Source organism: Streptomyces spongiicola (assembly GCF_003122365.1).
Lineage (GTDB): Bacteria > Actinomycetota > Actinomycetes > Streptomycetales > Streptomycetaceae > Streptomyces > Streptomyces spongiicola.
The window spans coordinates 1,292,901-1,316,377 of record NZ_CP029254.1; the positions used below are offsets into that span (position 1 = coordinate 1,292,901).

The 23,477-nt window shown below is 74.7% G+C and carries 22 protein-coding genes; 9 read left to right on the forward strand and 13 right to left on the reverse strand.

All coding sequences use genetic code 11. The features are described from left to right. Positions 1–625: 625 nt before the first annotated feature. Positions 626–1,297: a VIT1/CCC1 transporter family protein gene (locus DDQ41_RS05580; RefSeq protein WP_109293479.1), complete on the reverse strand. Its 672-nt coding sequence runs from the start codon at positions 1,295–1,297 to the stop codon at positions 626–628. Between the two features lie 210 nt (positions 1,298–1,507). On the opposite strand from DDQ41_RS05580, the gene DDQ41_RS05585 reads away from it, so the two are divergent. From DDQ41_RS05585 to DDQ41_RS05615, 7 genes are all read left to right on the forward strand, one after another. Then, on the forward strand, positions 1,508–2,134 hold the full coding sequence (locus DDQ41_RS05585) for a TetR/AcrR family transcriptional regulator (protein ID WP_109293480.1): 627 nt from the start codon (positions 1,508–1,510) through the stop codon (positions 2,132–2,134). Between the two features lie 198 nt (positions 2,135–2,332). Then, positions 2,333–3,316 (forward strand): DEDDh family exonuclease, encoded by a 984-nt coding sequence (locus DDQ41_RS05590; protein WP_109293481.1) that lies wholly within the window; start codon positions 2,333–2,335, stop codon positions 3,314–3,316. Between the two features lie 301 nt (positions 3,317–3,617). After that, positions 3,618–4,430, forward strand: a complete 813-nt coding sequence (locus tag DDQ41_RS05595; RefSeq protein WP_109293482.1) for an SURF1 family cytochrome oxidase biogenesis protein — start codon at positions 3,618–3,620, stop codon at positions 4,428–4,430. A gap of 185 nt (positions 4,431–4,615) precedes the next feature. Beyond that, positions 4,616–6,412 carry a glycoside hydrolase family 15 protein gene (locus tag DDQ41_RS05600; protein ID WP_109293483.1) on the forward strand — a complete coding sequence of 599 codons (1,797 nt, stop codon included), beginning with the start codon at positions 4,616–4,618 and terminating at the stop codon, positions 6,410–6,412. Between the two features lie 4 nt (positions 6,413–6,416). Beyond that, positions 6,417–7,172, forward strand: a complete 756-nt coding sequence (locus tag DDQ41_RS05605) for an SDR family oxidoreductase (protein ID WP_109293484.1) — start codon at positions 6,417–6,419, stop codon at positions 7,170–7,172. A 526-nt stretch (positions 7,173–7,698) separates the two neighbouring features. After that, a complete protein-coding gene (locus tag DDQ41_RS05610) occupies positions 7,699–8,601 on the forward strand; it encodes a universal stress protein (protein WP_245991251.1) in 903 nt (300 codons plus the stop codon). 242 nt (positions 8,602–8,843) lie between these two features. Beyond that, positions 8,844–9,497, forward strand: a complete 654-nt coding sequence (locus tag DDQ41_RS05615; protein WP_109293486.1) for a universal stress protein — start codon at positions 8,844–8,846, stop codon at positions 9,495–9,497. Positions 9,498–9,728: 231 nt separating this feature from the next. On the opposite strand, the gene DDQ41_RS05620 is transcribed toward DDQ41_RS05615, so the two are convergent. The 6 genes from DDQ41_RS05620 to DDQ41_RS05645 form a co-directional block, all read right to left on the reverse strand. Next, positions 9,729–9,920, reverse strand: coding sequence for a DUF6381 family protein (locus tag DDQ41_RS05620; protein WP_026165441.1), 192 nt, complete (start codon positions 9,918–9,920; stop codon positions 9,729–9,731). Positions 9,921–10,272: 352 nt separating this feature from the next. Continuing rightward, complete coding sequence (gene amaP / locus DDQ41_RS05625) at positions 10,273–10,851, reverse strand: alkaline shock response membrane anchor protein AmaP (protein ID WP_109293487.1); 579 nt, start codon at positions 10,849–10,851, stop codon at positions 10,273–10,275. Between the two features lie 5 nt (positions 10,852–10,856). Next, on the reverse strand, positions 10,857–11,531 hold the full coding sequence (locus DDQ41_RS05630; RefSeq protein ID WP_109293488.1) for a DUF6286 domain-containing protein: 675 nt from the start codon (positions 11,529–11,531) through the stop codon (positions 10,857–10,859). Further along, entirely contained in the window at positions 11,528–11,971 is a 444-nt protein-coding gene (locus tag DDQ41_RS05635) for a hypothetical protein (RefSeq protein ID WP_394342127.1), read from the reverse strand. Before DDQ41_RS05635 ends, DDQ41_RS05630 begins: the two co-directional genes overlap by 4 nt. A gap of 6 nt (positions 11,972–11,977) precedes the next feature. After that, positions 11,978–12,169 carry a hypothetical protein gene (locus DDQ41_RS05640; protein ID WP_109293490.1) on the reverse strand — a complete coding sequence of 64 codons (192 nt, stop codon included), beginning with the start codon at positions 12,167–12,169 and terminating at the stop codon, positions 11,978–11,980. 24 nt (positions 12,170–12,193) lie between these two features. Continuing rightward, positions 12,194–12,652: an Asp23/Gls24 family envelope stress response protein gene (locus DDQ41_RS05645; RefSeq protein WP_109293491.1), complete on the reverse strand. Its 459-nt coding sequence runs from the start codon at positions 12,650–12,652 to the stop codon at positions 12,194–12,196. 113 nt (positions 12,653–12,765) lie between these two features. On the opposite strand from DDQ41_RS05645, the gene DDQ41_RS05650 reads away from it, so the two are divergent. Next, complete coding sequence (locus DDQ41_RS05650; protein ID WP_109293492.1) at positions 12,766–13,827, forward strand: hypothetical protein; 1,062 nt, start codon at positions 12,766–12,768, stop codon at positions 13,825–13,827. A 236-nt stretch (positions 13,828–14,063) separates the two neighbouring features. Here the strand turns inward: DDQ41_RS05650 and DDQ41_RS05655 are convergent, their stop codons facing one another. From DDQ41_RS05655 to DDQ41_RS05680, 6 genes are all read right to left on the reverse strand, one after another. Then, the gene (locus DDQ41_RS05655; protein ID WP_109293493.1) at positions 14,064–14,855 is read right to left on the reverse strand and encodes an enoyl-CoA hydratase/isomerase family protein; all 792 of its coding nucleotides are present in this window, start codon (positions 14,853–14,855) and stop codon (positions 14,064–14,066) included. A 139-nt stretch (positions 14,856–14,994) separates the two neighbouring features. Then, the gene (locus DDQ41_RS05660; RefSeq protein ID WP_017948860.1) at positions 14,995–15,216 is read right to left on the reverse strand and encodes a helix-turn-helix domain-containing protein; all 222 of its coding nucleotides are present in this window, start codon (positions 15,214–15,216) and stop codon (positions 14,995–14,997) included. A 602-nt stretch (positions 15,217–15,818) separates the two neighbouring features. Continuing rightward, positions 15,819–17,417, reverse strand: a complete 1,599-nt coding sequence (locus DDQ41_RS05665) for an ABC-F family ATP-binding cassette domain-containing protein (protein WP_109293494.1) — start codon at positions 17,415–17,417, stop codon at positions 15,819–15,821. Between the two features lie 177 nt (positions 17,418–17,594). After that, entirely contained in the window at positions 17,595–19,175 is a 1,581-nt protein-coding gene (locus DDQ41_RS05670) for a hypothetical protein (protein WP_262508363.1), read from the reverse strand. Positions 19,176–19,522: 347 nt separating this feature from the next. Continuing rightward, positions 19,523–20,650, reverse strand: coding sequence for an alpha/beta hydrolase (locus DDQ41_RS05675; RefSeq protein ID WP_109293495.1), 1,128 nt, complete (start codon positions 20,648–20,650; stop codon positions 19,523–19,525). A 59-nt stretch (positions 20,651–20,709) separates the two neighbouring features. Further along, entirely contained in the window at positions 20,710–21,381 is a 672-nt protein-coding gene (locus tag DDQ41_RS05680; protein ID WP_109293496.1) for a class II aldolase/adducin family protein, read from the reverse strand. A 736-nt stretch (positions 21,382–22,117) separates the two neighbouring features. On the opposite strand from DDQ41_RS05680, the gene DDQ41_RS05685 reads away from it, so the two are divergent. Then, complete coding sequence (locus DDQ41_RS05685; protein ID WP_109293497.1) at positions 22,118–23,476, forward strand: inorganic phosphate transporter; 1,359 nt, start codon at positions 22,118–22,120, stop codon at positions 23,474–23,476. The last annotated feature ends 1 nt before the right edge of the window (position 23,477 follow it).

Below are 23,477 nucleotides of genomic sequence, written 5' to 3' on the forward strand. Positions count from 1 at the left end.
GCTCCCGGGCGACAGCCGGACAGCGGGGACAGCGGGGGACAGCGGGGGACGGCGGGAGAAGTCCAAACCCGCCCGCGCCCCGGCACACGGCCACGAGCGGGCCCGGCGCGAAGCCCGGCGCGGAGGCCAGCGCGGGGCCCGGCGCCGTGAACGGGCCTGGACCGGCGGCCCGCGGCGCGGGGATCGACCACAGCACGAGAGAGGAGCCGCGGGCCCGGGGCTCGGCTCCGGGCAGCGGCTCCGCGGAGGTCGTCACCCGGCAGGCTCCCGGGCGACAGCCGGACAGCGGGGACAGCGGGGGACAGCGGGGGACGGCGGGAGAAGTCCAAACCCGCCCGCGCCCCGGCACACGGCCACGAGCGGGCCCGGCGCGAAGCCCGGCGCGGAGGCCAGTGCGGGGCCCGGCGCCGTGGACGGGCCTGGACCGGCGGCCCGCGGCGCGGGGATCGACCACAGCACGAGACCGGACAGGCCGGACGGCCTGCGGGCACCGCGGGCACCGCGGGTGGGGCGGGTGTTCGGCCGGACGGTTGGCGGCAGATGCGTGAGACGGCCGCCGTACGGTTCCGGCGGCCTCCGCCGGGCGGCGCCTCGCTGGCACCCTCCGGGGCGCGGACGGGTGACGTCAGACGCCGGCGGCCCCCAGCAGCGAGCCGGCCGCGTACGTCACCCCCATGGCCAGCGCGCCCCCGCACACGTTGCGCACCATCGCCCGGCCGGCCGGTGCCGTGCCGAGGCGGGCACTCCACCAGCCGGTGAAGGCCAGGGCGACGAGCACGGACACCACGGTCACCGGCAGCCGGGCGGGGGACGGCGGCAGGACGATGGCGAGCAGCGGCAGCAGCGCGCCCGCGGTGAAGGCCAGGAAGCTGGCACCGGCCGCGTGCCAGGGGTTGGCGAGTTCGTCGGGATCGATGCCGAGTTCGACCCGGGCGTGGGCGCGGAGCGCGTCGCGTGCGGTGAACTGCTCCGCCGCGGCTCGGGCGACCTCGCGGGAGAGGCCGCCGGCGGCCAGCAGGGAGGTCAGTTCGTCGAGTTCGGCCGCGGGCTCCTCCTTGAGCTCCCGCTTCTCCACCGCCAGCGCCGCCTTCTCCGAGTCGCGCTGGGTGGAGACCGAGACGTACTCGCCCGCAGCCATCGACATGGACCCGGCGAGCAGCCCGGCGAGGCCGGCCGTGAGCAGCGCCGCGCTGTCGCTCGTCGCGCCCGCCACACCCACCACGATGCCCGCGGTCGACACGATGCCGTCGTTGGCGCCGAGGACCGCGGCGCGGAGCCAGTTGAGCCGGGTGCCCATGGATGCGCCGTGGGGCTCGTGGTGGGGCGTGGGTCGCGTCACACCGGGAGCGTCCCACTCCCGGCGCCCCTGGCACAGCCGCCACACGGGCAGGAGAGGGGACCGGTGCGGACGGGCGGCCCGGTATCGCCTGTAACGCAGTTACACTGCTTGCCGATGGAGGTCCAAAGGCCGCTCCCCGCAAGGGAGTCGACCGGAGATGGGGGTTTCATGTCCCGTACCGTGCTGACCCGCGAGCAGGTGCTGGAGGCCGCGGACGACCTCGTGCGGCAGCACGGCCCCGACGCCCTCACCATGCGGGGGCTCGCCGCCCGGCTCGGCACGGCCGTGACCTCCATCTACTGGCACGTCGGCAATCGCGAGTCACTGCTCGACGCGCTCGTGGAGCGGACCGTGGAGGAGATGGGGGCGATACAGCCGACCGGCCGCACCCCGGCCACCCGGATCGTCTCGGTCGCCCGGCGGCTCCGCGGTGAGCTGCACGCGCGGCCGCATCTGATCGCGATGGTCCATGAACGCGGCCTGACCGAGCGGGTGTTCCTGCCCGCGCAGCGCGCGCTGGTCCGGGAGGCGCATACCGCCGGACTGCGCGGAGCGCGCGCCGCCGAGGCGGTGCGCGCGGTGCAGTTCCAGGTGGTCGGCTTCGTCCTGGTCGAGTGCGCACGCGGACTCGCCCCGGCCGAGACGCCCGGACGGGAGCGGCCGCGGAAGACCGCGAGCACGAGGAAGGACCCGGCCCTCGCCCGCGCGCTGGCGCGCCCCGCCGACCCGGACCGGCTGTTCACCGCGTCCATGCGGGCGCTGGTCAAGTCCCTGCTGGCGCAGGGGGGCACCTGACCCGGGGAGTGCGACCGCTTCCGTCGCGACACGGGACTCGGGACGCACCGGACGGGATCCGCGCCGGTCGGCCGCGGCGAACTGCGCGGTTCGGGTGAGGGGCTGACGGCGGCCCAGTGAGGCGCCCCGCCGCCGGGGGCCGGGCCCTCGCGGCACAAGGGTCCCCGCCGGCCGTGTCAGTGGCGGCCCGTAAGCTCTGTGACCATGCTCGACGACCGTACGACAGCACCGGCGTGGCCGGCCGCGTATCCACAGGGGTACGCGGTCGTCGACGTGGAGACCACCGGCCTCGCCCGTGACGACCGGATAGTGTCGGCTGCCGTCTACCGCCTGGACGCGCAGGGGAACGTCGAGGACCACTGGTATTCCCTGGTCAACCCCGAGCGGGACCCCGGCCCGGTGTGGATCCACGGGCTGACGAGCGGCATGCTGGAGGGTGCGCCGCTCTTCGGCGACATCGCCCACGAGTTCGCGCACCGGCTGGACGGCCGGGTGCTCGTCGCGCACAACGCCGTCTTCGACTGGTCCATGATCGCCAGGGAGTACGCACGGGCCGAGCACCTCGCGCCCGTGCGCCAGCGGCTGTGCACCATCGCGCTGTCCAAGGAGCTGTCGCTGCCGCTGCCCAACCACAGGCTGGAGTCGCTCGCGGCGCACTTCGGCGTGGTCCAGCGCCATGCGCACAACGCCCTGGACGACGCCCGGGTGCTGGCGGAGGTGTTCCGCCCGAGTCTGCACACCGCGGCCGCGCGGGGTGTGCGGCTGCCGCTGCTGGAGTGCCGCCCGCTCACCGAGTGGTCCACGGCTCCGTCGGCGCCGCGGATCGGCCGGCAGGCGCCGGGCGCCTCGTACCGTCCGAACGGCTGGCGCCCGTCGCGCAGGCGGCCCCCGTGCCCGTACCCGAACCCGGGACGTTACACATCGGGCAAACCGCTCAAACAGGGCATGCGGGTAGCCTTTTCGGGCGACACCTCGATCGAGCGGGAGCTCCTGGAGGACCGTGCCGTGGAGGCCGGCCTCCATGTCGCGACCAGTGTCTCCCGGCTGACCAGCCTCCTGGTCACCAACGATCCGGACGCGCCCACCTCGAAGACGGCCAGAGCCAGGTCGTACGGGACACCGATCGTCGACGAGGCCGCGTTCACCCACCTGCTCAGGGACGTGGCACCGGCCGAGGAGTGACGGGGCCACCCGGCCCCGTGGAAACAACCACCGCGCGACCGGGGCGGACCTCCGGCTCCGCACGCGCGCCCGCGGCCGCCGTGCGGAGACCGGGTGACCGGGCGGGCCCCGCACAGACCCGACACCCCGCGCAGACCGCGAGGCCCCGCGCAGACCATGAACCCAGCGCAGACCACGACACCCCGCGCAGACCGCGAGGCCCCGGGGCGGGCGGTGGACCGGGACATACGGGCACGCTTCCGGGCCGCGCCCGAAGGACCCTGCCGCCGGGCATCCCGCGACCGAGTTGTACCGTCGTGGGGTGTACCGCTTCCTGTTGTCCCGGCAGTGGGTGATCCTCACCCTCGTCAGCCTCGTCCTCATCCCCGTGATGGCCGAGCTGGGCTTCTGGCAGCTGCACCGGCACGAGCGCCGCGTCGCGCAGAACAGGCTGATAGAGGACAACCTCGCGGCACGGCCCGTGCCCGTCACCGGGCTGACCTCCCCGGGGCACACGGTCCCGCGCGCCGACTACTGGCGGCACGTCACGGCCACGGGCACCTACGACAGCGCCCACGAGGTCGTCGTGCGCCGCCGTACCGACAACGACGAGCGGGTGGGGGTGCACGTCCTCACCCCGCTGGTCCTCGCCGACGGCCGCGCCGTCCTGGTCAACCGCGGCTGGGTGCCCGCCGCGGCCGACCAGGCCGCGTACCCCGCCGTGCCGCCGGCGCCCCGGGGCGAGGTGACCGTCACCGGCCGGCTCATGGCCGACGAGACGACCGAAGCGAGCGGGATCAAGAACCTCAGCGGGCTGCCGCCGCGTCAGATCATGCTGATCGACAGCGAGCAGCAGGCCGGGCGCCTCGGCCGGCCCGTGCTGGGCGGCTACCTCCAGCAGACCGCCCCCGAGCCGGCGGGCGGCACCCCCGAGCTGATCGCGGAACCCGACCACGAGTCCATCGGCGCGCACATGGCGTACGCGGTGCAGTGGTGGCTGTTCGCGGCCGGTGTGCCGGTGGGCTGGGTGGTTCTGGTGCGCCGCGAGAAGCACGACCGGGCCGGGCGGGCCGCCGCACCGGCCGCGCCGGCCGCCGAGGAGACACCCGCAGCGGCCGGCGCGCCGCTGGGCTGAGCCGCCGCCCGGGCCGGGTCGGATCCGGTGCCCCCGGCGGCAGCGGGTGCTCCGCGGCAGGAGACCCGGCACGGCCGCCGAGGCCCCTCGCAGGGCGCCCGGACCGCCTCCGCCGCGCGACGCCCGTCCACGTCGCGCGCAACACGACCGCATAGGCGGCCTCCCGCAAGGGAAAGCGGCATGTCGTGACCCAACGCATCGAGGACTACGCCCTGATCGGCGATCTGCAGACCGCGGGTCTGGTGGGCAGGAACGGCTCGGTCGACTGGCTGTGCCTGCCGCGCTTCGACTCCGGCGCCTGCTTCGCGGCACTGCTCGGCGACGAGGACAACGGACACTGGCGGCTCGCCCCCAGGGGCGCCGGGAACTGCACCCGCCGCCGCTACATCCCGGGCACACTCGTCCTCGAGTCGTTCTGGGAGACCCGGACGGGGACCGTCAAGGTGACCGACTTCATGCCGCAGCGCGACCGGGCCCCCGACGTCGTGAGGATCGTGGAGGGCGTCAGCGGCAGCGTCGAGATGGCCGCCTCCCTCCGGCTGCGCTTCGACTACGGTTCGGTCGTCCCGTGGATGCGGCGGACGAACGGCCACCGGGTCGCGGTCGCCGGCCCCGACTCGGTGTGGCTGCGGCTGGAGAACCCGGACTCCGTGCCGGTGAAGACCTGGGGGCAGCAGTTCAGCACGCTCTCGTCGTTCACCGTCGGCGCGGGCCAGACCGTGGCGTTCGTCCTCACCTGGCACCCCTCGCACGAAGCGGCCCCCCGGCCGGTCGACCCCTTCGAGGCGCTGGCGACGAGCGTGGACGGCTGGCGGGAGTGGTCGGGGCGATGCACCTACGAGGGTCCGTACCGCGACGACGTGGTCCGTTCGCTGATCACCCTGAAGGCGCTGACGTACGCCCCGACGGGCGGCATCGTCGCCGCCCCCACCACCTCCCTCCCCGAGGACCCGGGCGGCGTACGGAACTGGGACTACCGCTACTGCTGGCTGCGCGACTCCACACTGGCCCTCGGCGCGCTCCTGTCCACCGGTTACCTCGAGGAGGCCGCCGCCTGGCGCGACTGGCTGGTGCGCGCGGCGGCCGGCGACCCTTCCGACCTCCAGATCATGTACGGGGTGGCCGGGGAGCGCCGGCTGCCCGAGGCGGAACTGCCCTGGCTGCGCGGCTACGAGAACTCCGCCCCGGTGCGGATCGGGAACGGCGCCGTCGACCAGCTCCAGCTCGACGTCTACGGCGGGGTCATGGACTCGCTGCGGCTGGGCCGCGAGGCCGGTCTGGAGTCCGCGCCGCACGCCTGGAACCTCCAGCTGAGTCTGCTGGGATTCCTGGAGTCGACCTGGCGGGAGCCCGACGAGGGCCTGTGGGAAGTGCGGGGGCCGCGGCGCCACTTCGTGCACTCCAAGGTGATGGCCTGGGTCGCGGCCGACCGGGCCGTGCGGACGCTGGAGGACGACCCGTCCCTGCCGGGCGATGTGACCCGATGGCGGGCGATGCGGGACGCCGTGCACCGGGAGGTGTGCGAGAAGGGCTTCGACGCGGAGCGCAACACCTTCACCCAGTACTACGGTTCGGACGAGCTGGACGCCGCGGCGCTGCTCATTCCCCGGGTGGGCTTCCTCCCGCCCGGCGACCCCCGGGTCGTGGGCACGGTCGACGCGGTGCGGGCGGGGCTGGGCCGCGACGGGCTGGTCAACCGCTACAGCACCAAGGGGCCGTCCGTGGACGGGCTGCCCGGCCGTGAAGGAACGTTCCTCGTCTGCTCGTTCTGGATGGTCGACGCCCTTCGCGCGACCGGCCGGACGGAGGAGGCCAAGGACCTGTTCGAACGGCTGCTGGAACTGCGCAACGACGTGGGGCTGCTGGCGGAGGAGTACGACCCGGTGGCGCGGCGGCAGCTCGGCAACTTCCCGCAGGCGTTCAGCCATGTGGGACTGGTGGGCTCCGCCCTGGCTCTGGCCGCACGCGGCGCGGCAGGATAGGGCCATGGATCTTGGACTGAAGGACCGTGCCTACGTCGTGACGGGCGCGACCCGCGGACTGGGCAACGCCGCCGCCCGGGCACTCGCCGCCGAGGGCGCGAAGCTGGTCGTCACCGGGCGGGACGGGGAGGCGGCCGCGGCCGCGGCCGCGGAGATCGCCCCGGACGCCGTCGGTGTCGCGGCCGACAACGCCGCCCCCGGGACCGCCGAGCGGCTGATCGGGGCGGCCAGGACGCACTTCGGCCGCCTCGACGGCGTACTGATCAGCGTCGGCGGCCCCCCGCCGGGGTTCGTCGCCGACAACACGGACGAGCAGTGGCAGGCGGCGTTCGAGTCGGTGTTCCTGGGAGCGGTCAGGCTGGCCCGGGGCGCGGCGGCGGCGCTGGGCGAGGGCGGGGTCGTCGGTTTCGTGCTGTCCGGCTCGGTCCACGAGCCGATTCCCGGCCTGACCATCTCGAACGGCCTCCGCCCCGGCCTGGCCGGTTTCGCCAAGTCGCTCTCGGACGAGCTGGGACCGCGCGGGATCCGCGTGGTGGGGCTGCTGCCCGCGCGCATCGACACCGACCGGGTGCGCGAACTCGACGCGCTGTCGGGGGACGCGGACGCCGCCCGTGCCGCGAACGAGTCCCGGATCCCGCTGCGGCGCTACGGCACTCCGGAGGAGTTCGGGCGCACGGCGGCGTTCATGCTCTCGCCGGCGGCGTCGTACCTCACGGGGGTGATGCTGCCGGTGGACGGCGGGGCCCGATCCGGTTTCTGACCCTCGCCGCACGACCGGTGGACGGCGGGGCCCGATCCGGTTTCTGACCCTCGCCGCACGACCGGTGGACGGCGGGGCCCGATCCGGTTTCTGACCCTCGCCGCACGACCGGTGGACGGCGGGGCCCGATCCGGTTTCTGGCCCTCGCCGCACGACCTGCGTGACGACACGGCCGGATCCGGTTTCTGACCCTCGCCGCACGGCCGGTGGACGGCGGGGCCCGATCCGGTTTCTGACGCGGGCCGCACGACCTCCGTGACGGCACGACGCCGTCCAACCCGCCCGTTCACCCCGTCCCGGGTCCGCCGCGCTGCCGTCCGGCCACCCGGGGGATGCACCGCCCTCCGCGTTGGCGCTTCGCACACATATGGACAAGTGTGACGAACAAGGAGGAGGTGCACATGGTGATCGCTGGTGGTGCCGTAGGACCGGCCGCCCGGCAAGCCGGCACGGCGTGCCGGACGTGGACCGGCAGCAGCACCTCCCACGGCAGACGCGAGCCGTGGCGGAAGTCCGGGGGCCGGCCGTGAGCGGGCCCCCGGCGAGCGGGCCGGTCGTCGTCGGCGTGGACGGCTCACCGTCGAGTCTGGACGCGGTCTCGGCGGCGGCCCGTGAAGCGCGGCTGCGCGGGTGCGGGCTGAAGGTGGTGCACGCGTTCGTCTGGCCCGCGATGCATGTGCCGCTCGGGCCGTCGCCGCTCGGGCCCGCCGACGGCGGGATGCGGGACATGGTCGGACGGCTGGTGGCGCAGGCGGTGGAGCGTGCGCGCTCCGTGGCCCCCGAAGTGGAGGTCGGCAATGCGGTGGTGACCGGTGAGGCGCTGTCGGTGCTGGAGGCCGAGTCGCACACGGCACCGCTGGTGGTGGTCGGCAGCCGGGGGCTGGGCGGGTTCGGCGCGCTTCTGCTGGGTTCGACGGCGGTGCACCTGGCCGCGCACGCCCGCTGCCCGGTCATGGTGGTGAGGGGCCGGGTCGACGACACCCGCCCGGTCCTGCTGGGCGCCGATGGCTCACCGTCCGGTCGGGGGGCGGTCGAGTTCGCCTTCGAGGAAGCCGTCCTCCGCGGCACCGGCGTGGTCGCCGTGCACGCGTGGACGCCGTGGAGCGTGGCCGTCACCCCGCCGCAGGATCCGTCGATGCCCAATGCGCTGGAGCCGGACGTACTCGCGGCCGGCGAGGAACGCGTACTGGCCGAGACCCTCGCCGGCCGGCGGGACGGGCACCCGGATGTCGCGGTCGAGCACTCCGTCGTACGGGGCGGCGCCCGCGAGGCGCTGATCGAGGCGAGCAGGGACGCCGGGCTGATCGTCGTCGGTGCCCGCGGCCGCGGGGGGTTCGCCGGCCTGCTCCTCGGATCGGTCAGCCAGGCCCTCCTTCATCACGCGCACTGCCCGGTCGCCGTCGTCCGGGCAGCCGATGTCCGGCGGTGAGGCTCCCGGTGCACCGCCCCGACGGCCCCGCGGGCGACGCGCGCCGCGGACCGCCCGCCCGCCGACGCTCCGTCACCCCGCGCCGGGTGGTACCGGACCACCCGCCCCGCACCACGGCCGCAGTCGTCGCGTCAGACACGGCCGGCCGCCCTGGCAGCGGACCGGCTCTCCCCGCCCTGCTCCGCAGGAGCTTCGTTTCCTCCCCCGGCTGAAGCCGGGGGTATCCCCGAAGGAAGGCCCCGATGAGTGATCTCGCTTTCGTCCTCGTCGTCGTGGGAGCATGGATCGCCATCGGCCTCGTCACCGCCTGGTGGATGGCCCGGCGCGGCTACCACCACTGGGGATGGCTGCTCATGGGTGCCGTCTTCGGGCCGATCCTGACCATCGTCGCCAGTGAGCGCATCCAGCCGCGCCGGGTGGGGCCGCTGGCGCGGATGGAAGTCGGTGCGCCCGGGCCGGGCGGCCTGCGGGTGCTGGTGGGCGTGGACGGCTCCGAAGCATCGCAGGCCGCGCTGGACCTGGCCGTCGAACTGCTGGGGCCGTACGCGAAAGCGCTCGTCGCGGTCGAGGTGGTGGGGTACGACGCGGCCGACGACGAAGCGGACCCGAGCATCGCCGCGGCGAGGAGCCGTCTGGCGGCGGTCGCCGAGCGCGGCGGCGGACGGGTGACCGAATGCGACATCATCCCGGGCCCGCCTGCGCAGGCTCTGGTGGACTACGCCGGACAACAGGGCTTCGACCTCATCGTGGTCGGCACGCACGGAAGGGGCCTGTCCCGTCGCCTGCTCGGCAACGTGGCCCGGGAACTGGTGCGTCAGCACACCGTTCCCGTTCTCGTGACCGGCGAGCGCCGACGCGAGTCCCCCGAGGAGCCCCCGGGTGAGGCGCCCGGGTGAGGCGCCGACGCGCACCCGGCGGGGCACCGCCGCAAGGTCCCGGGGCACGGAGCACGACCCCTCCCGGGCCCGGCGCGGGAACCCCGCCCCGATGGCCTCCTGGCCCCGGCTTCCCGCCTCGGCTTCCCGCCTTGGCTTCCCGTCCCGGCGCCGGGCCGGCCGGCGCGGGTCCGTGCACGCTCCGGCCGGTGACATGTGCCGTCACCGGCCGGAGCGAACGGGCGCGGAGTGTCACTCCATGGGGTAGACGTCCCCGGACCCCATCGCACTCTCCTGCTCGCTCTGCTCCTGGAGCCTGCGCGCCTTCTCCTTGAGCCGCCGGCTCTCCTCGGGATCGTTCACGCGTTCCGCGGCCTGCTTCAGTTCCTCGGCCTTCTGCCGCATCTGCCGGACCCGGCCGCCGACTTCGTCTGACATGCTCATGACCTCCTCGATGTCGCTTCCAGCGGGCCACTCTCAGCGAACCAGTGCCCCCGGCAACGCGCATCCCGAACGCCGCAGGCACTCGACACGGAGGGCATCCGGAACGCCGACGAAGGGGTTTCGCCCATGCTCGCACCCGGCGGCACGCTCGCGGAACCGGAACCGGAACCGGAACCGGAACCGGAACCTGAGCAGGAGCAGGAGCAGGAGCGACCGTAACGGAGGCGGAACCAGCACCGGCCCCGGAACCAGACCCAGACCCAGACCCAGGACCAGACCCAGCCCCGGAACCGCAGCGGCGAGCGCGGGCGCACTCCGCCGGGGGCCTCCCGCCCCGCGACCGCCGCCCCGCTCACGTCACTCGCTTCGCCCGGTGCTTCTGGGCCCGCAACCGCACCTCCGCCGGCAGCGCCACCAGCCCCGCCGAGTCCCGCGCGTGCGTCAGTGCCTCGGCCGAGAAGCGGTGCAGCGTCCGGCCGGGTGACGCGAAGGGCTCGAGCAGGAGACGCACACGGGCCGCCGGGGCGGTGCGGCGGCCGTGCAGGACGACCTGGGCCCGGGCCACTCCGTCCAGGTCCTCGGCCTCTCGCGCGAGCACGGCCTCCATGGCGCGGCCCCGCAGCAGCGCCCCCTCCCCGTCGCCGCTGTCCACCAGCACCTCGCCCAGCCGAGAGCGGCGGAACTGCGCCAGCAGCCACCAGAGGGCGAGGAGGACGACGACCGCCAGCGAGGCGATCACGACGGGCCACCACCATCCCTGGTCCTCCCACCGCTGCCGGCGCGCCTCGCCGAGCAGTACGGCCTCGGTTCCCCGCCACGGCCACCAGGAAGGCACCGGCAGCCCGAGCCCCGCCGCCAGCACCGCTCCGCCCAGCAGGAGGAGCAGCAGACCGGCCAGCCCGGCCAGTGTCCGGTTGACGATCCGGAGCATTCCCCTCACCCCTTCTTCGCCGGACGGCGCACCCGCACGGACAGGGCCGGCCGCCGTACCAGCCCGAGTTCGCGGATACCCTCGCCCAACGCGGTGTCCAGATCGGACCGGACCTCGTCGAGTTCGCGGAAGTGGGACACCGCCCGCACCGTGACCCGGGACCGCCTCACCCGCACTCGTACGGACTGGACCCCGGACACCTCCACCGCCCGGTCCCGCAGCACCAGCTCCGCGGCGTCCCGGTCGAGTCCGGCCCGTACGTCGGCGTCGTCCGCCCGGCGCCGCATGGGCAGCAGATTCCGCAGCCCCGGTGTCACCGCGAGCACCAGCAGCCACGCGCCGACCAGGACGGCCGCAGCGGCACCGGCCAGCACCCACACGTCGTCCACCGGTCTGCTCGCCAGTTCGCCGGCGAGCGACCGGCGCCAGGGCATCCCGGGCCGGCCGGCGCGTACCGAGGCGATGTCGAACAACAGCAGTCCCGCACCGGCCGCCACCACCAGTGCGAGCAGTCCGGCGGGAACCCGCCGCCGTGACCAGAAGCGTCCGCCGGCGCCGTCGTCCCCGGCGGTCGCGGGCAGCGGCCGGAACGCGGCACCGGGGGCCGACCGGTCCGGTCGCCGTTCGGGCGGGCCGACCGGTTCGCCCTCCCGCACCGGTTCCTTCACCGGTTCGCTCATCGGAGCCTTCCCTGGGCAGCCCGGCGCGTGTGGACGGAGTGCAGCCGCTCGACCCGCACGGCGACCTCCGGCACCACCATTCCCGCCAGCGCCTCCACCCGCTCGGCGACCCGGCGGCGCACGGCCCGGCACTGGCCGCCGATGTCGCACGGGTAGTCGAGTTCGAGGCTGATCCTCACCCGGGCGTGGCCTTGGTGCACGGCGACCGCCGCATGCGGGGCGGAACCGCCCTCCGGCACCCGGGCGAGTGCCTCACGGGCCGCCTGGGCGGCGATCTTCGCGACCACGCGGTCGGCGATGGCGGTCGCCCCGCGCTCGCACGCGGGAATCCCCTTCTCTCCGGGGTACGCGATCGCTCCGGGCTCCGGGGATGCCGCCGCGGGCGGTACCGGGGGCGGCACCGATGGCGGTACCGGGGGCGGGGGCGTCCGGGCGGCCACGCCGGGTCACCCCCGCCGGTCGCCGCGGCCGCGGCCCCGGAGGAAGTCGCCCGGTTCGAGGTCGCCGTCGAGGATCCGCCCGACGACGAACCCGACCGCCCCCAACGCCGCCACCAGCAGGAACGCCGCGAACCCGCCGAAGTATCCGGCGAATCCGAGCGCCATCCCGGCCAGCAGGCCGGCAACCGCCATGCTCATCCCGGGCTCCTCTCGTGAGTTCCGCTACTGGATCCGCGGTTCCGTCTCTTCGTCTTCCTCGTCCGGCAGCTTCACATCGCCGACGGCGATGTTGACCTCGACGACCTGGAGACCCGCCATCCGCTCCACCGCGGCGACGACGTTCTCCCGCACGGCGCGGGCCACGTCCGCGATCGCGACCCCGTAGTCGACGACGATCTCCAGGTCGAGCGCGGTCTGCTTCTCACCCACCTCGGCCTTCACCCCCCGGGTGACGGGTGGTTTGCCTCCGGGCACCCGGTCGCGCACCGCGCCGAAGGTGCGGGACAGGCCGCTGCCCATCGCATGGACACCGACCACGTCGCGGGCCGCGAGTGCGGCGATCTTCTCCACGACGCCGTCCGCGATGGTGGTACGGCCCCGGGTACCCGGGGCGCCGCCGCCCCGCCGTACCGCGGCGGCCGATTCCTTGCTCACACTGACATCCGTGTCGGTCATCGCCATGCGTACCTTTCCGAGCGGAGGTGAACTCCCGACTACGCTGACCACACTAAGTCTCCTTGCCCGCTCCCGCGCCGGACGATGCGGCAGGCTGGGGCAATGACAAGGCGACACGGATGACGGCGGCCGAAGGCTGGACCGAGGCCGTACGGGCCCGGCTGCGACCGGGCAGACTGCTACCGCTCGGTGCTCCGGAGGACGGCGCCTGGCTGGCGGAACAGGCCGCCGAAAAGGTGCTGCGGCAGACCGCCGAGAGAGTGCCGGGCGTGGTACCGGGCCGTATCCGGGTGGGGCTCGCCGACCCGGGCCGGGCCGGGGCTCCGGCCGTCCCGCCTCCCCCTGCCGCGCTGCCACCGGGGCCGCTTCGGATCGAGGCCGAGTTCGCGGTCATCGGCGCGGTGCCCCTGGCCGAGCCGGCCGGGCTGCTGCGCAGGGCGCTGTTCGCCGCCGCCGGGGAGCGGCTCGGGCTGCGGGTCGCGGCGGTTGATCTCCGGATCACGGATCTGCTGGACGTGTCTCCGGAACCGGCCGGAGAGCGGACGCCGACGGCTGACGGCACACCCCCGGTCACCGGCCCGATGGCCGCCGGTCCGCGCGAGGCGGGTACGGACACGGCGGGCACGGCCGGCACGGGCGAGGCCGGCACCGGCGCGGCGGGCACGGACGCGGCGAGCACCGGCGCGGCGGGCACGGACGCGGCGAGCACCGGCACGGCGGGCACGGACACAGCAGGCACCGACACGGCGAACACCGACACAGCAGGCACCGACACAGCAGGCACCGACACGGCGAGCACGGACACAGCAGGCACCGGCACGGCGCGGGCCATGGATTGCGCGCGGGAGCCAGGGCAGACGGCCGCCACCGGGCCGTCCGGCACGGGAGGCACCCGGGAAGGGCTCCCGGGTGCCGGTCCCGGAACGGATTCGGCGGCGCCGGCCGGTGCCGTCGCCGTCGTCGCCGCCGCCGCGGCCGCCGCTCCGGGGGTCGCCCGGCTCACCGGCGCGCTCGGGGCGGCCGTACGGGCCGACGAGTCGTCCGTGCGGGTCGAGTGCGCGACGGCGCCGGGTCATCGTCCCGTGGAGGTGGCCCGCGCGGTCCGCGCCGCGGTCGTCTCGGCGCTGCCGTCGCCGCTTCCCGTGACGGTCCTCGTCACGGAGGTCGGTCTCGGCGAATGAGCGCCGGCCGGCCACCGGGCACGCCGCGTACCGGTATGCCGCGTACCGATAGCGCCACCTACCGGGTACGCCACGTACCGGGTACGCCACCTACCGGGTACGCCACCTACCGGGTACGCGTGCCGGGCAGGGGGCGGCGAACGCCGTTCGCGTCTCCGCGCGCCGCCACACCCTGCTCACGTTCCGACCGTCGCCCGGGCGCCGACGGGCCGGCCGCGGCCCGCAGCCCGAGCCGGTCAGTCCGCGAGGCCCGCCAGATCGCGCAGGCGGCGCGCCTGAGCGGCGCGTTCGGCGGTGCGCTGCTCCTCGTACGTGCGGGACCCGGCGCCGCGCAGCAGCGCCTTGGTCTCGACCACGGCGTCACGCGGCGCGGAGAGCAGCGCTGCGGTCAGGTCCCGGACCGACGCGTCGAGGTCCTCCGCGGGCACCACGAGGTTGGCGAGCCCGATCCGCTCCGCCTCGTCGGCCCGGACATAGCGGCCCGTGGCACAGATCTCCAGCGCACGGGCATAGCCGACGAGTGAGACGAGCGGGTGCGTCCCGGTGAGGTCGGGAACCAGGCCCAGGCTGGTCTCACGCATGGCGAACTGCACGTCCTGCGCGACGACCCGCAGGTCGCAGGCGAGGGCGAGCTGGAACCCGGCACCGATGGCATGGCCCTGGACCGCCGCGACGGACACGATGTCGTTGCGGCGCCACCAGGTGAACGCCTCCTGGTACTCGGCGATGACGGCGTCGAGCTCGGCGTCCGAGCCGCGTGCGAGGTCGATGAACGACGGCTCGCCGTCGAATCCCTCCGGCGTGAAGGCCTGCCGATCGAGCCCCGCGGAGAAGGACTTGCCCTCGCCGCGCAGCACGACCACCCGCACGGTACCCGGCAGCGACCGCCCGGCCTCGGCCAACGCCCGCCAGAGAGCGGGAGATTGGGCATTGCGCTTGGTCGGGTTGGTGAGGGTCACCGTGGCCACCGCGTCATCGACGGTGAGCCGTACGCCGTCCTTGTCGAGCACAGAGTCCAGCGAAGTCATGAGGTGCCTCCGGTTCCGGTGCGGCGAGTGCAGCAAGAGTCAAGTGACTGCACAGTAACCACCCGGTCGACCGCGAGATCAGCCGGGTGGCCGGCACCGGAGACCGGTCGGCCTCAGACCACGCTCGGTGACTGGGACGTCAGGTCGACGCGGCCTTCTTGCCCCGCGTCGCCCCGCCGCGCCCACGCAGCGTGACTCCGGACTCGCTGAGCATCCGGTGGACGAATCCGTAGGAGCGGCCGGTCTCCTCGGCCAACGCCCGGATGCTCGCACCGGAGTCGTACTTCTTCTTCAGGTCTGCCGCGAGCTTGTCGCGCGCGGCGCCGGTCACCCGGCTGCCCTTCTTCAGAGTCTCGGCCACCCGTGCCTCCTCATGGGAAGTGCGCTCTGGACTCTCATGATCACCCCTACCGGGCTTCATGGCCACCCATTCGACAAGGTCCGTACGACGAGCTTCGGCGGCCGTACACGCCCGAGCACGGCCGGAACGCCATATTCCGATGATCGCCGACGGGGCGTTTCGGCGGCCCGGAGGCCGAAATTCCAGGTCAGCGGCACCCTTGTCGGCACTGCCGGGCAAGGGGGGCGGCGCACCGCCACCGCGGACCGCCACGCCGTGGTACGAGACGCACTCACTCAGATGAAGGATCAGAACTGAGCCGAATGATCCATACGGAGTGGATCAGTCCGGATGGATCCTCCCGGTTCCGCCCCACCCGGGGCCGGGCCCGCGCGGTGCCGGAAGCGCCCCCGGGGTCCTGCTCCCCCGGCTGCCCCTCGCGGCGGCCCCTGGCGGCGGCCCGGAGCCGTGTTCCCCGCTCCGGTGCGGGGCAGGAAGGCTTCCCCGGGCCGAGCGGCCCGGCCCGCCCGGCGCCGCCAGCACGATCACCACCGCGCCGCGCCGCGACCGGCGGCGGACCGCCCGTCACCGGGCCGATCGACGTCCATGGGCGGTACGGCCGGCTAGGCCAGCGCGACGAGGTCCGCGTAGTCCTTGCCCCACAGGTCCTCGACCCCGTCCGGCAGCAGAATGATCCGCTCCGGCTGGAGGGCCTGGACCGCGCCCTCGTCGTGGGTCACCAGGACGACCGCTCCCTTGTACGTGCGCAGCGCTCCGAGGATCTCCTCGCGGCTGGCCGGGTCGAGGTTGTTGGTCGGCTCGTCGAGCAGCAGGACGTTCGCCGAGGAGACCACCAGGGTGGCCAGCGCCAGCCGCGTCTTCTCCCCGCCCGACAGCACTCCGGCCGGCTTGTCGACGTCGTCGCCGGAGAACAGGAAGGACCCCAGCACCTTGCGGACCTCGACGAGGTCGAGGTCGGGCGCGGCGGAGCGCATGTTCTCCAGGACCGTGCGGTCCTGGTCGAGCGTCTCGTGCTCCTGGGCGTAGTAGCCGAGCTTCAGCCCGTGGCCCTCCAGGACCTCGCCGGTGTCGGGCTTCTCCACCCCGCCGAGAAGCCGCAGCAGGGTGGTCTTGCCGGCGCCGTTGAGACCGAGGACGACCACCCGGGAGCCCTTGTCGACGGCCAGGTCGACGTCGGTGAAGATCTCGAGCGAGCCGTAGGACTTGGACAGGCCCTCCGCCGTCAGCGGGGTCTTCCCGCAGGGCGCCGGCTCGGGGAAGCGCAGCTTCGCGACCTTGTCGGAGAGGCGCACCTCCTCCAGACCGGACAGCAGCCGCTCGGCACGGCGGGCCATGTTCTGGGCGGCGACGGTCTTGGTGGCCTTGGCCCGCATCTTGTCGGCCTGGGCGTTGAGCGCCGCGGCCTTCTTCTCCGCGTTCTGGCGCTCGCGCCTGCGGCGCTTCTCGTCGGCCTCGCGCTGCTGCTGGTAGAGCCTCCAGCCCATGTTGTAGACGTCGATCGTGGAGCGGTTGGCGTCCAGGTAGAAGACCTTGTTGACGACGGTCTCCACGAGGTCGACGTCGTGGGAGATGACCACGAAGCCGCCGCGGTAGGTCTTGAGGTACTCGCGCAGCCAGACGATCGAGTCGGCGTCGAGGTGGTTCGTGGGCTCGTCGAGCAGGAGCGTGTCGGCGTCCGAGAACAGGATCCGCGCGAGTTCGACACGGCGCCGCTGACCGCCGGAGAGGGTGTGCAGCGGCTGTCCCAGCACCCGGTCGGGCAGGTTGAGCGCGGCGGCGATGGTGGCCGCCTCGGACTCGGCCGCGTACCCGCCCTTGGTCAGGAACTCGGTCTCCTGGCGCTCGTACTGCCTGAGCGCCTTCTCGCGGGTGGCGCCCTTGCCGGTGGCGATGCGGTGCTCGTTCTCGCGCATCTTGCGGATCAGGAGGTCGAGGCCGCGGGCGGAGAGGATGCGGTCCCGGGCGAACACGTCGAGGTCGCCGGTGCGCGGGTCCTGCGGCAGATAGCCGACCTGGCCCGATCGGGCGATCTGGCCGCCGGCGGGGATGCCCTCGCCGGCGAGGCACTTGGTGAGGGTCGTCTTGCCCGCTCCGTTTCGGCCCACCAGGCCGATGCGGTCGCCCTTGGCGATACGGAAGGTGGCGGACTCGACGAGGACGCGGGCGCCGGCACGCAGCTCGACGCCGGAAGCGGTGATCACGGAAAGACTCCAGGACGGATGGACGGCGGAAGGACGACGGGCTCGCGGAGGCTTCGACGCCGTCTAATCCATGAGGAGAATTGCCATGCGGCCAGTCTACCGGGACCGGGCAACCGGATTTCCGTGGCACTGACCGCACGGGACCGGCCCGCCCGCGGGCGGGCCGGTCCCGTGCGGTCAGGAGCCTCCGGTGTGCACCTGGAACGCCGCCCGCCTGACGGCCTTCGCCAGGGCCGGGTCGGGGTGCGCGGCCGCGAGGGCGACCAGGACCTGCACGGTGCGCGGATGGCCGACGGCCCTGACCTCGTCGAGCAGGGCGGGGACGGTGCCCTGCACCGCGGAGTCCAGATGGCGCACCAGCAGCGCGCTCTCACCGTGGTCGGCGACGGCGGCGGCGGTGTCCACCCAGAGCCAGGTCGCCTCCTCCCGGGTGAGCACCTCGGCGGCGTCGTCGGGATCGGCGCCCTCGTACTCGGCCAGCCACAGCAGGGCGTAGGGGCGCAGCGAGGGCTCCTCGGCCGCGGCGCGGACATCGGCCTCGGCGGCCGCTCCGACGACCCGGAGGGCGTCGAAGGCCAGGCCGCGCAGCAGGGCGTCCTCACCGCGGGCGGCGGCCACGAGTTCGGTGACCGCGCTGGAGACGGTACGGGCGGCGAGCCAGGCCCGGTACTCGGCGCGGGCGGGGCCGGGGCTCAGCCGGGCGCAGCCCCGCAGCATCTCCTCGGCGGACTGCTCGATGTGGCCCGCGGGGCTCTGGGCGGCGACGCAGATCTGCTCGAGCTTGACCCACACGGCCCAGTTGCCGAGCGGGGTGAGGGTGGCATGGCCCTCGCCGAGGGTCAGCGCGCCGACGGCGGCGAGGCCCTCCAGGGCCCAGTCGAGCAGGGCGGGCAGTACGGCTTCGGGCGGGTCGGCGAGGACCGCGGCCGCCGCGCCGGCATCCCCGTCGGCGTCCCGATCGGCGTCCCCGTCGGCCTTGGCAGGGGCTGCCGTGTCGGCGGGGGCACGGCGGGAGACGGGTGAGGGGGCGGGTGAGGAGGCGGGGACGGACGACGGGACGGAGACGGGTGAGGGGGCGGGGACGGACGACGGGACGGAGACGGGTGAGGGGGCGGGGACGGACGACGGGACGGAGACGGGCGAGGGGGCGGGTGAGGGGGCGGGGACGGCTTCGGTGCCGGCCACCGCGTCCGCTGCGGCGACTTCGGCGGGCACGGCGGCCTCGGCAGGTGCGGCGGCCTCGGCAGGTGCGCCAGGAGCCGCCGCGTCGGCGGAGACGTGCTCGGGCCCGTAGGGCACCTCGCAGCGTTCCTCGCGCAGTTCCGCCACCCGCTGCCGGAGCAGATCGAGCAGCGCCGGCAGGAGCACGGGCCCGGCGGACAGTTGGAGGAGCGAGAGCACCTGGGGGACGGCCTCCACCGCCTCGGCGACGGCACCGGGCGCCACGTCCGCGGGGGCCGGGCGCACGAGGGGCCAGGCGTCGAAGAGGGCGACCCAGCCGCGCAGCACGGCGGCGTCGTCCCGGTCCCAGGCGTTCAGCCGCCAGCCGGGGCGCGCCGTGCCTCCGTGCAGTTCCACGAGCCCGGCGAGCCGGGCGCGGTCCCAGCCCGCATGGACCTGTCCCGGTGTCAGGCGCAGTTCCCCGGCGGCCCGGTCCCGGTCGGCGGCACTGCCCTCGGCGTGCCGGGCGGCCGCCCAGCGGGCGACGCGCACCGCGTCGGCGAGGACCCCGCGCGCCTGGCCGGCCAGCTCCGCCATCGGCGGGGTTCCCTCGGGAGGGCGCGGAGCGGGGCGCGTGCGCCTGTTCGTCGCGGCGCGGCGGGCCGTGGCGGTGGGACGTGGGCGGACAAGACGGAGCCTGGAGTCGCGCAGGTTACGGGACGTCACGGGAAGCAGTCTCCCCGCTGTCGGCCCGAAAGCCCAATCGGGAACGGGGGAACTCCGGCCGAGGGGCCGTCAGAAGGCCTGCCTCGCGGCCGCCGAGGGCCTCGCGGTCGGCGAGGGCCTCCCGGTCGACACCGGACCGGCCGGCCGGCGCGTGCCGGTGGCGGCCCGGCTCCGGGGGCCGGCCGTGGACCGCGGCCCGCGTGGACCGCGGCCGGCCGTCACACCAGGGGGGTGAGGAAGCGCCGGAGGGCCTCCTCGTAGCGGGCCGGGTCGGCGTTCCACATGGCCGCGTGCGGGGCGTGCGCCACGGTCCGGAGGCTGACCAGGTCGGGCCGCCGGGCGGCCAGTTCCCGGGACGGGCCCCAGGGGGCGATGGTGTCGTCCGGGCCGTGGAAGACCAGGGTGGGCACCCGCAGGGCGTCCGGATCGGCGGCCGCCCTGAGCCGGTCTCCGTGGAGTCCGGTGCGCCCCTGCGCGGCGCGCACGGCGAGCGGGAGCAGGGCGGCCGGCATGCGGCGGGCGGCGGCGAGCGAGCGCAGGGTCGTGTCCCACTCCAGGATCGGGGAGTCCAGCACGAGTCCGGCGATCCGCTCGCGCAGCGCGGAGTGGGCGGCGGCGTGCAGGGCCATCGACGCGCCGGTGGACCAGCCGTGCAGGATCACGCGCTCCGCTCCGCCGCGGACCGCGAAGCGTACCGCGGCGTCGAGGTCGCGCCATTCGGAGTCGCCGAGGTGTCCGAGGCCGTCGGGGGGCGGGGGCGCGCCGGGGTCGCCCCGGTAGGCGGGCGCCAGCACGGGGAGGCGCCGCTCGGTGAGGAACGGCATCAGGTTCATCGTGTGTTCGCGCGTGGTGCCCAGGCCGTGCACCAGGATGACCCAGGTCGAGCGGGGACCGGGGACGAACCAGCCGGGCAGGGAGCCGAGTTCGCCGGGGATGTCGACGTCCTCGTGGTCGACGCCGAGTGCGCCGGACGGGTCGCCGACGTGGAGCTGCGGGGTGAACCGGACCTTGACGCCGGGGTCGAGGCTGCCGAGTTCGACCCGTTCCAGCCGGCGGACCACGGTGTCGGCGGCGTGCGGCACCTGGTCCAGCACGGGACCGGCGACCGCGTGCACCCCGTGCCCGCGGAGCCCGTATGTGCCGGGGCGCCGGGAGACCAGGCTGCGGGTGAGGGTGACCCGGCCGGGCCCGGTGGCGTGCACGGTGAGCCGCCCCTCGCCGGGCAGGGGCCGTCCGGTGGGGGCCTTCAGCGCGGCGTCGCTGGCGTACCGGCCGGCGGCGAACGCGGCCGCGCCGAGGCCGATGAGGGTGGTGACGGCCACTGCCGTCGCTGTTGCCGGGCGCACCGTTCCAGTGTGGTGAGGTCCGTGCCGGGGTGCCAGTGGGCCGGGCGGCGGGAGTGACGTCAGCGGTGCCGGCCGTAGCCGCGGAGCTTCTCGGCGGCCTCGCGGACCTGCGGTTCGGTGAGCAGGGCGGGGGTGTGCCCGGGGACGGAGCGGGCGGTGAGCCACAGACGGCACATCCACTCCAACTGGGCGGTGCGGTCGAATGCCTGGTCGAGCGAGGCTCCGTAGGTGATCGTCCCGTGGTTGCGCAGCAGGGCGCCGGTGCGGTCCTCCAGGGCGCGGAGCAGGTTGCCGGCCAGTTCGTCGGTCCCGTACAGGGCGTAGGGGGCGACGCGGACGGGGCCGCCGAGGGCCGCCGTCATGTAGTGGATCGGCGGCAGTTCGCCGACCAGGGTGGAGACGGCGGTGGCGTGCACGGCGTGGGTGTGGACGACGGCCACCGCGTCGGTGGCGCGGTGGACGGCGAGGTGCATCGGAAGTTCGCTGGTGGGCGTGAGTTCGCCGAGGACCTGCCGGCCGTCGAGCCGGACGCCGACGGCGTCCGCGGCGGTGAGCCGGTCGTAGTGCACCCCGGTGGGGGTGACCAGCACGATGTCGCCGGCGCCGGTGGGGACGCGTACGGAGACGTTGCCCGAGGTCCCGACGACGAGGCCGTCCGCGACGGTTCTGCGGGCCGTGGCCACGAGGTCCGACCAGGCCCGGGATATCGCTTCCTGCTCCGGTTCGGTCATGTGGGCGATTTTGTCAGCCGGGGCCGCCGGGAGCGGCGGCGGGGGCTGTGCCGGGGCCGCCGGGAGCGGCGGCGGGGGCTGTGCCGGGGCCGCCGCGGGAACCGCGGGCCCAGACCTCGTGCGGGCACGGCAGGCACGGCAGGCACGGCGGGAGGCGGCGGGCCCGGACCGCATCCCGGCACCGCGGGAGCCGCGGGCCCAGACCGCATGCGGGAACCGCGGGAACCGGGGGAACCGGAGGAACGGGATGCGCCGCCGTCGCGGGCACGGCGGGCACCGCCACCACGGGCGCCGCTGGCACGAGCGCCGCGGACACGGGCACCGCGGGCCATCAGCATCCCAGCGATGTCGCACGAGAACACGGGCGCCGCGGACACGGGCGCCGCTGGCACGAGCCCGCGGGCACGGGCGCCGCGGGCCGGCCGACCGGCCGGAACTCGCCGCGGGGTCCGTAGTGACCAGAATCTCTTCCGCCGTTCATCCGCGCGACGCCGCCGGATCATGTGGCGGTCACCGCAGGGCCGCCGGAGAGCGCTACAGGCCCGCAGTTCGGGGCGATCGCATGGGGCGCACACCCGCCCCGGGGGCTCCGGGGTGCCGCCGCGAACACAAGCGGAGGGACCGCAACCCACTTGGAGACACTCCGCAGCCCATCCCAGTTCACCTTCCGTTCACTCTGCGACCCTACGTTCACCCGCGCCACTACCATCCGAACGATTGCCTGGGTACCCGGTTCATGGAGCACATCACCCTGCTGCTCGCGATTGTCGTCGTGACAGCACTCGTGTTCGATTTCACGAACGGCTTCCACGACACCGCCAACGCCATGGCGACGACCATCTCGACGGGTGCGATGAGACCGAAGGCGGCAGTGGCGATGTCCGCCGTGCTGAACCTGGTCGGCGCGTTCCTCTCCGTCGAGGTCGCCAAGACGATCTCGGGCGGCATCATCAACGAGGAGGGCATCCGCCCAGAAGTGATCTTCGCCGCTCTCGTCGGCGCGATCCTCTGGAACCTGCTGACCTGGCTGCTGGGCCTCCCGTCCAGTTCCTCCCACGCCCTCTTCGGCGGTCTCATCGGCGCGGCCGTGATGTCCGCCGGGTTCTCGGCCGTCAACGGCGGCACGATCGTCACCAAGGTCCTGATCCCGGCCGTCGCGGCCCCGCTCGTCGCCGGTCTCGCGGCCCTCGTCGCCACCAGGCTGACGTACCGGATCGGCGGCACCACCGAGGACCGGTCCACCTCCAAGGGCTACCGCGCCGGGCAGATCGCCTCCGCCGGCCTGGTGTCCCTCGCCCACGGCACCAACGACGCGCAGAAGACCATGGGCGTCATCACTCTGGCCCTGGTCACCGGGGGCGTCCTCGCGCCCGGCTCGAACCCCCCGATGTGGGTCATCGTCTCCGCCGGCGTCGCGATCGCGCTCGGCACCTACCTCGGCGGCTGGCGCATCATCCGCACCATGGGCAAGGGGCTGACCGACCTCCAGCCGCAGCAGGGCTTCGCCGCGCAGACCAGCGCCGCGACGGTCATCCTGGCCTCCTCGAACCTCGGCTTCTCGCTCTCCACCACCCAGTCCTGCTCGGGTGCCGTGATGGGCGCGGGCCTCGGCCGCAAGGGCGGTGTGGTCCGCTGGTCCACCGCCACCAGGATGTTCGTCGCCTGGGGCCTCACCCTGCCCGCCGCCGGCCTGGTCGCCGCGGCCGCGGAGTTCCTGACCAAGCAGGGCGCCTGGGGCATCGCCGCCGTGGCCGTGCTGCTCGTCGCGGGCTCCGGGGCCATCTGGGTGATCTCGCGCCGCAAGCCGGTCGACCACACCAACGTCACGGACGACGAGATCGCGCCCGCGGGCGTCGTCACCACCGCCATCGCGGCCGTCTCCCCGCCCCCGGCCGGCGCCGCCGCGACCCAGGTGGCCGGGCCCGGGTCAGAGACGCCGGACGCCGCCGGAACCCCCAACACCGCCGAGACCCCGAACGCCGCCGGAACCCCGAACGCCGCCGCCGGGATCGCGGCGACCGAGCCCGGGGCGCTGAAGGCCGCCTTCCCGGCCCAGTCCTCCGAGTCCGCTCCGGCGCCCGCCGCCACGGTGTAAG

Excerpts from the sequence above, each read along its gene's own strand:
- DDQ41_RS05580 (WP_109293479.1), bottom strand. The coding sequence starts at position 1,297 with ATGGGCACCCGGCTCAACTGGCTCCGCGCCGCGGTCCTCGGCGCCAAC.
- DDQ41_RS05585 (WP_109293480.1), top strand. The coding sequence starts at position 1,508 with ATGTCCCGTACCGTGCTGACCCGCGAGCAGGTGCTGGAGGCCGCGGAC.
- DDQ41_RS05605 (WP_109293484.1), top strand. The coding sequence starts at position 6,417 with ATGGATCTTGGACTGAAGGACCGTGCCTACGTCGTGACGGGCGCGACC.
- DDQ41_RS05615 (WP_109293486.1), top strand. The coding sequence starts at position 8,844 with ATGAGTGATCTCGCTTTCGTCCTCGTCGTCGTGGGAGCATGGATCGCC.
- DDQ41_RS05620 (WP_026165441.1), bottom strand. The coding sequence starts at position 9,920 with ATGAGCATGTCAGACGAAGTCGGCGGCCGGGTCCGGCAGATGCGGCAG.
- amaP (WP_109293487.1), bottom strand. The coding sequence starts at position 10,851 with ATGCTCCGGATCGTCAACCGGACACTGGCCGGGCTGGCCGGTCTGCTG.
- DDQ41_RS05630 (WP_109293488.1), bottom strand. The coding sequence starts at position 11,531 with ATGAGCGAACCGGTGAAGGAACCGGTGCGGGAGGGCGAACCGGTCGGC.
- DDQ41_RS05640 (WP_109293490.1), bottom strand. The coding sequence starts at position 12,169 with ATGAGCATGGCGGTTGCCGGCCTGCTGGCCGGGATGGCGCTCGGATTC.
- DDQ41_RS05645 (WP_109293491.1), bottom strand. The coding sequence starts at position 12,652 with ATGGCGATGACCGACACGGATGTCAGTGTGAGCAAGGAATCGGCCGCC.
- DDQ41_RS05650 (WP_109293492.1), top strand. The coding sequence starts at position 12,766 with ATGACGGCGGCCGAAGGCTGGACCGAGGCCGTACGGGCCCGGCTGCGA.
- DDQ41_RS05655 (WP_109293493.1), bottom strand. The coding sequence starts at position 14,855 with ATGACTTCGCTGGACTCTGTGCTCGACAAGGACGGCGTACGGCTCACC.
- DDQ41_RS05670 (WP_262508363.1), bottom strand. The coding sequence starts at position 19,175 with ATGGCGGAGCTGGCCGGCCAGGCGCGCGGGGTCCTCGCCGACGCGGTG.
- DDQ41_RS05680 (WP_109293496.1), bottom strand. The coding sequence starts at position 21,381 with ATGACCGAACCGGAGCAGGAAGCGATATCCCGGGCCTGGTCGGACCTC.
- DDQ41_RS05685 (WP_109293497.1), top strand. The coding sequence starts at position 22,118 with ATGGAGCACATCACCCTGCTGCTCGCGATTGTCGTCGTGACAGCACTC.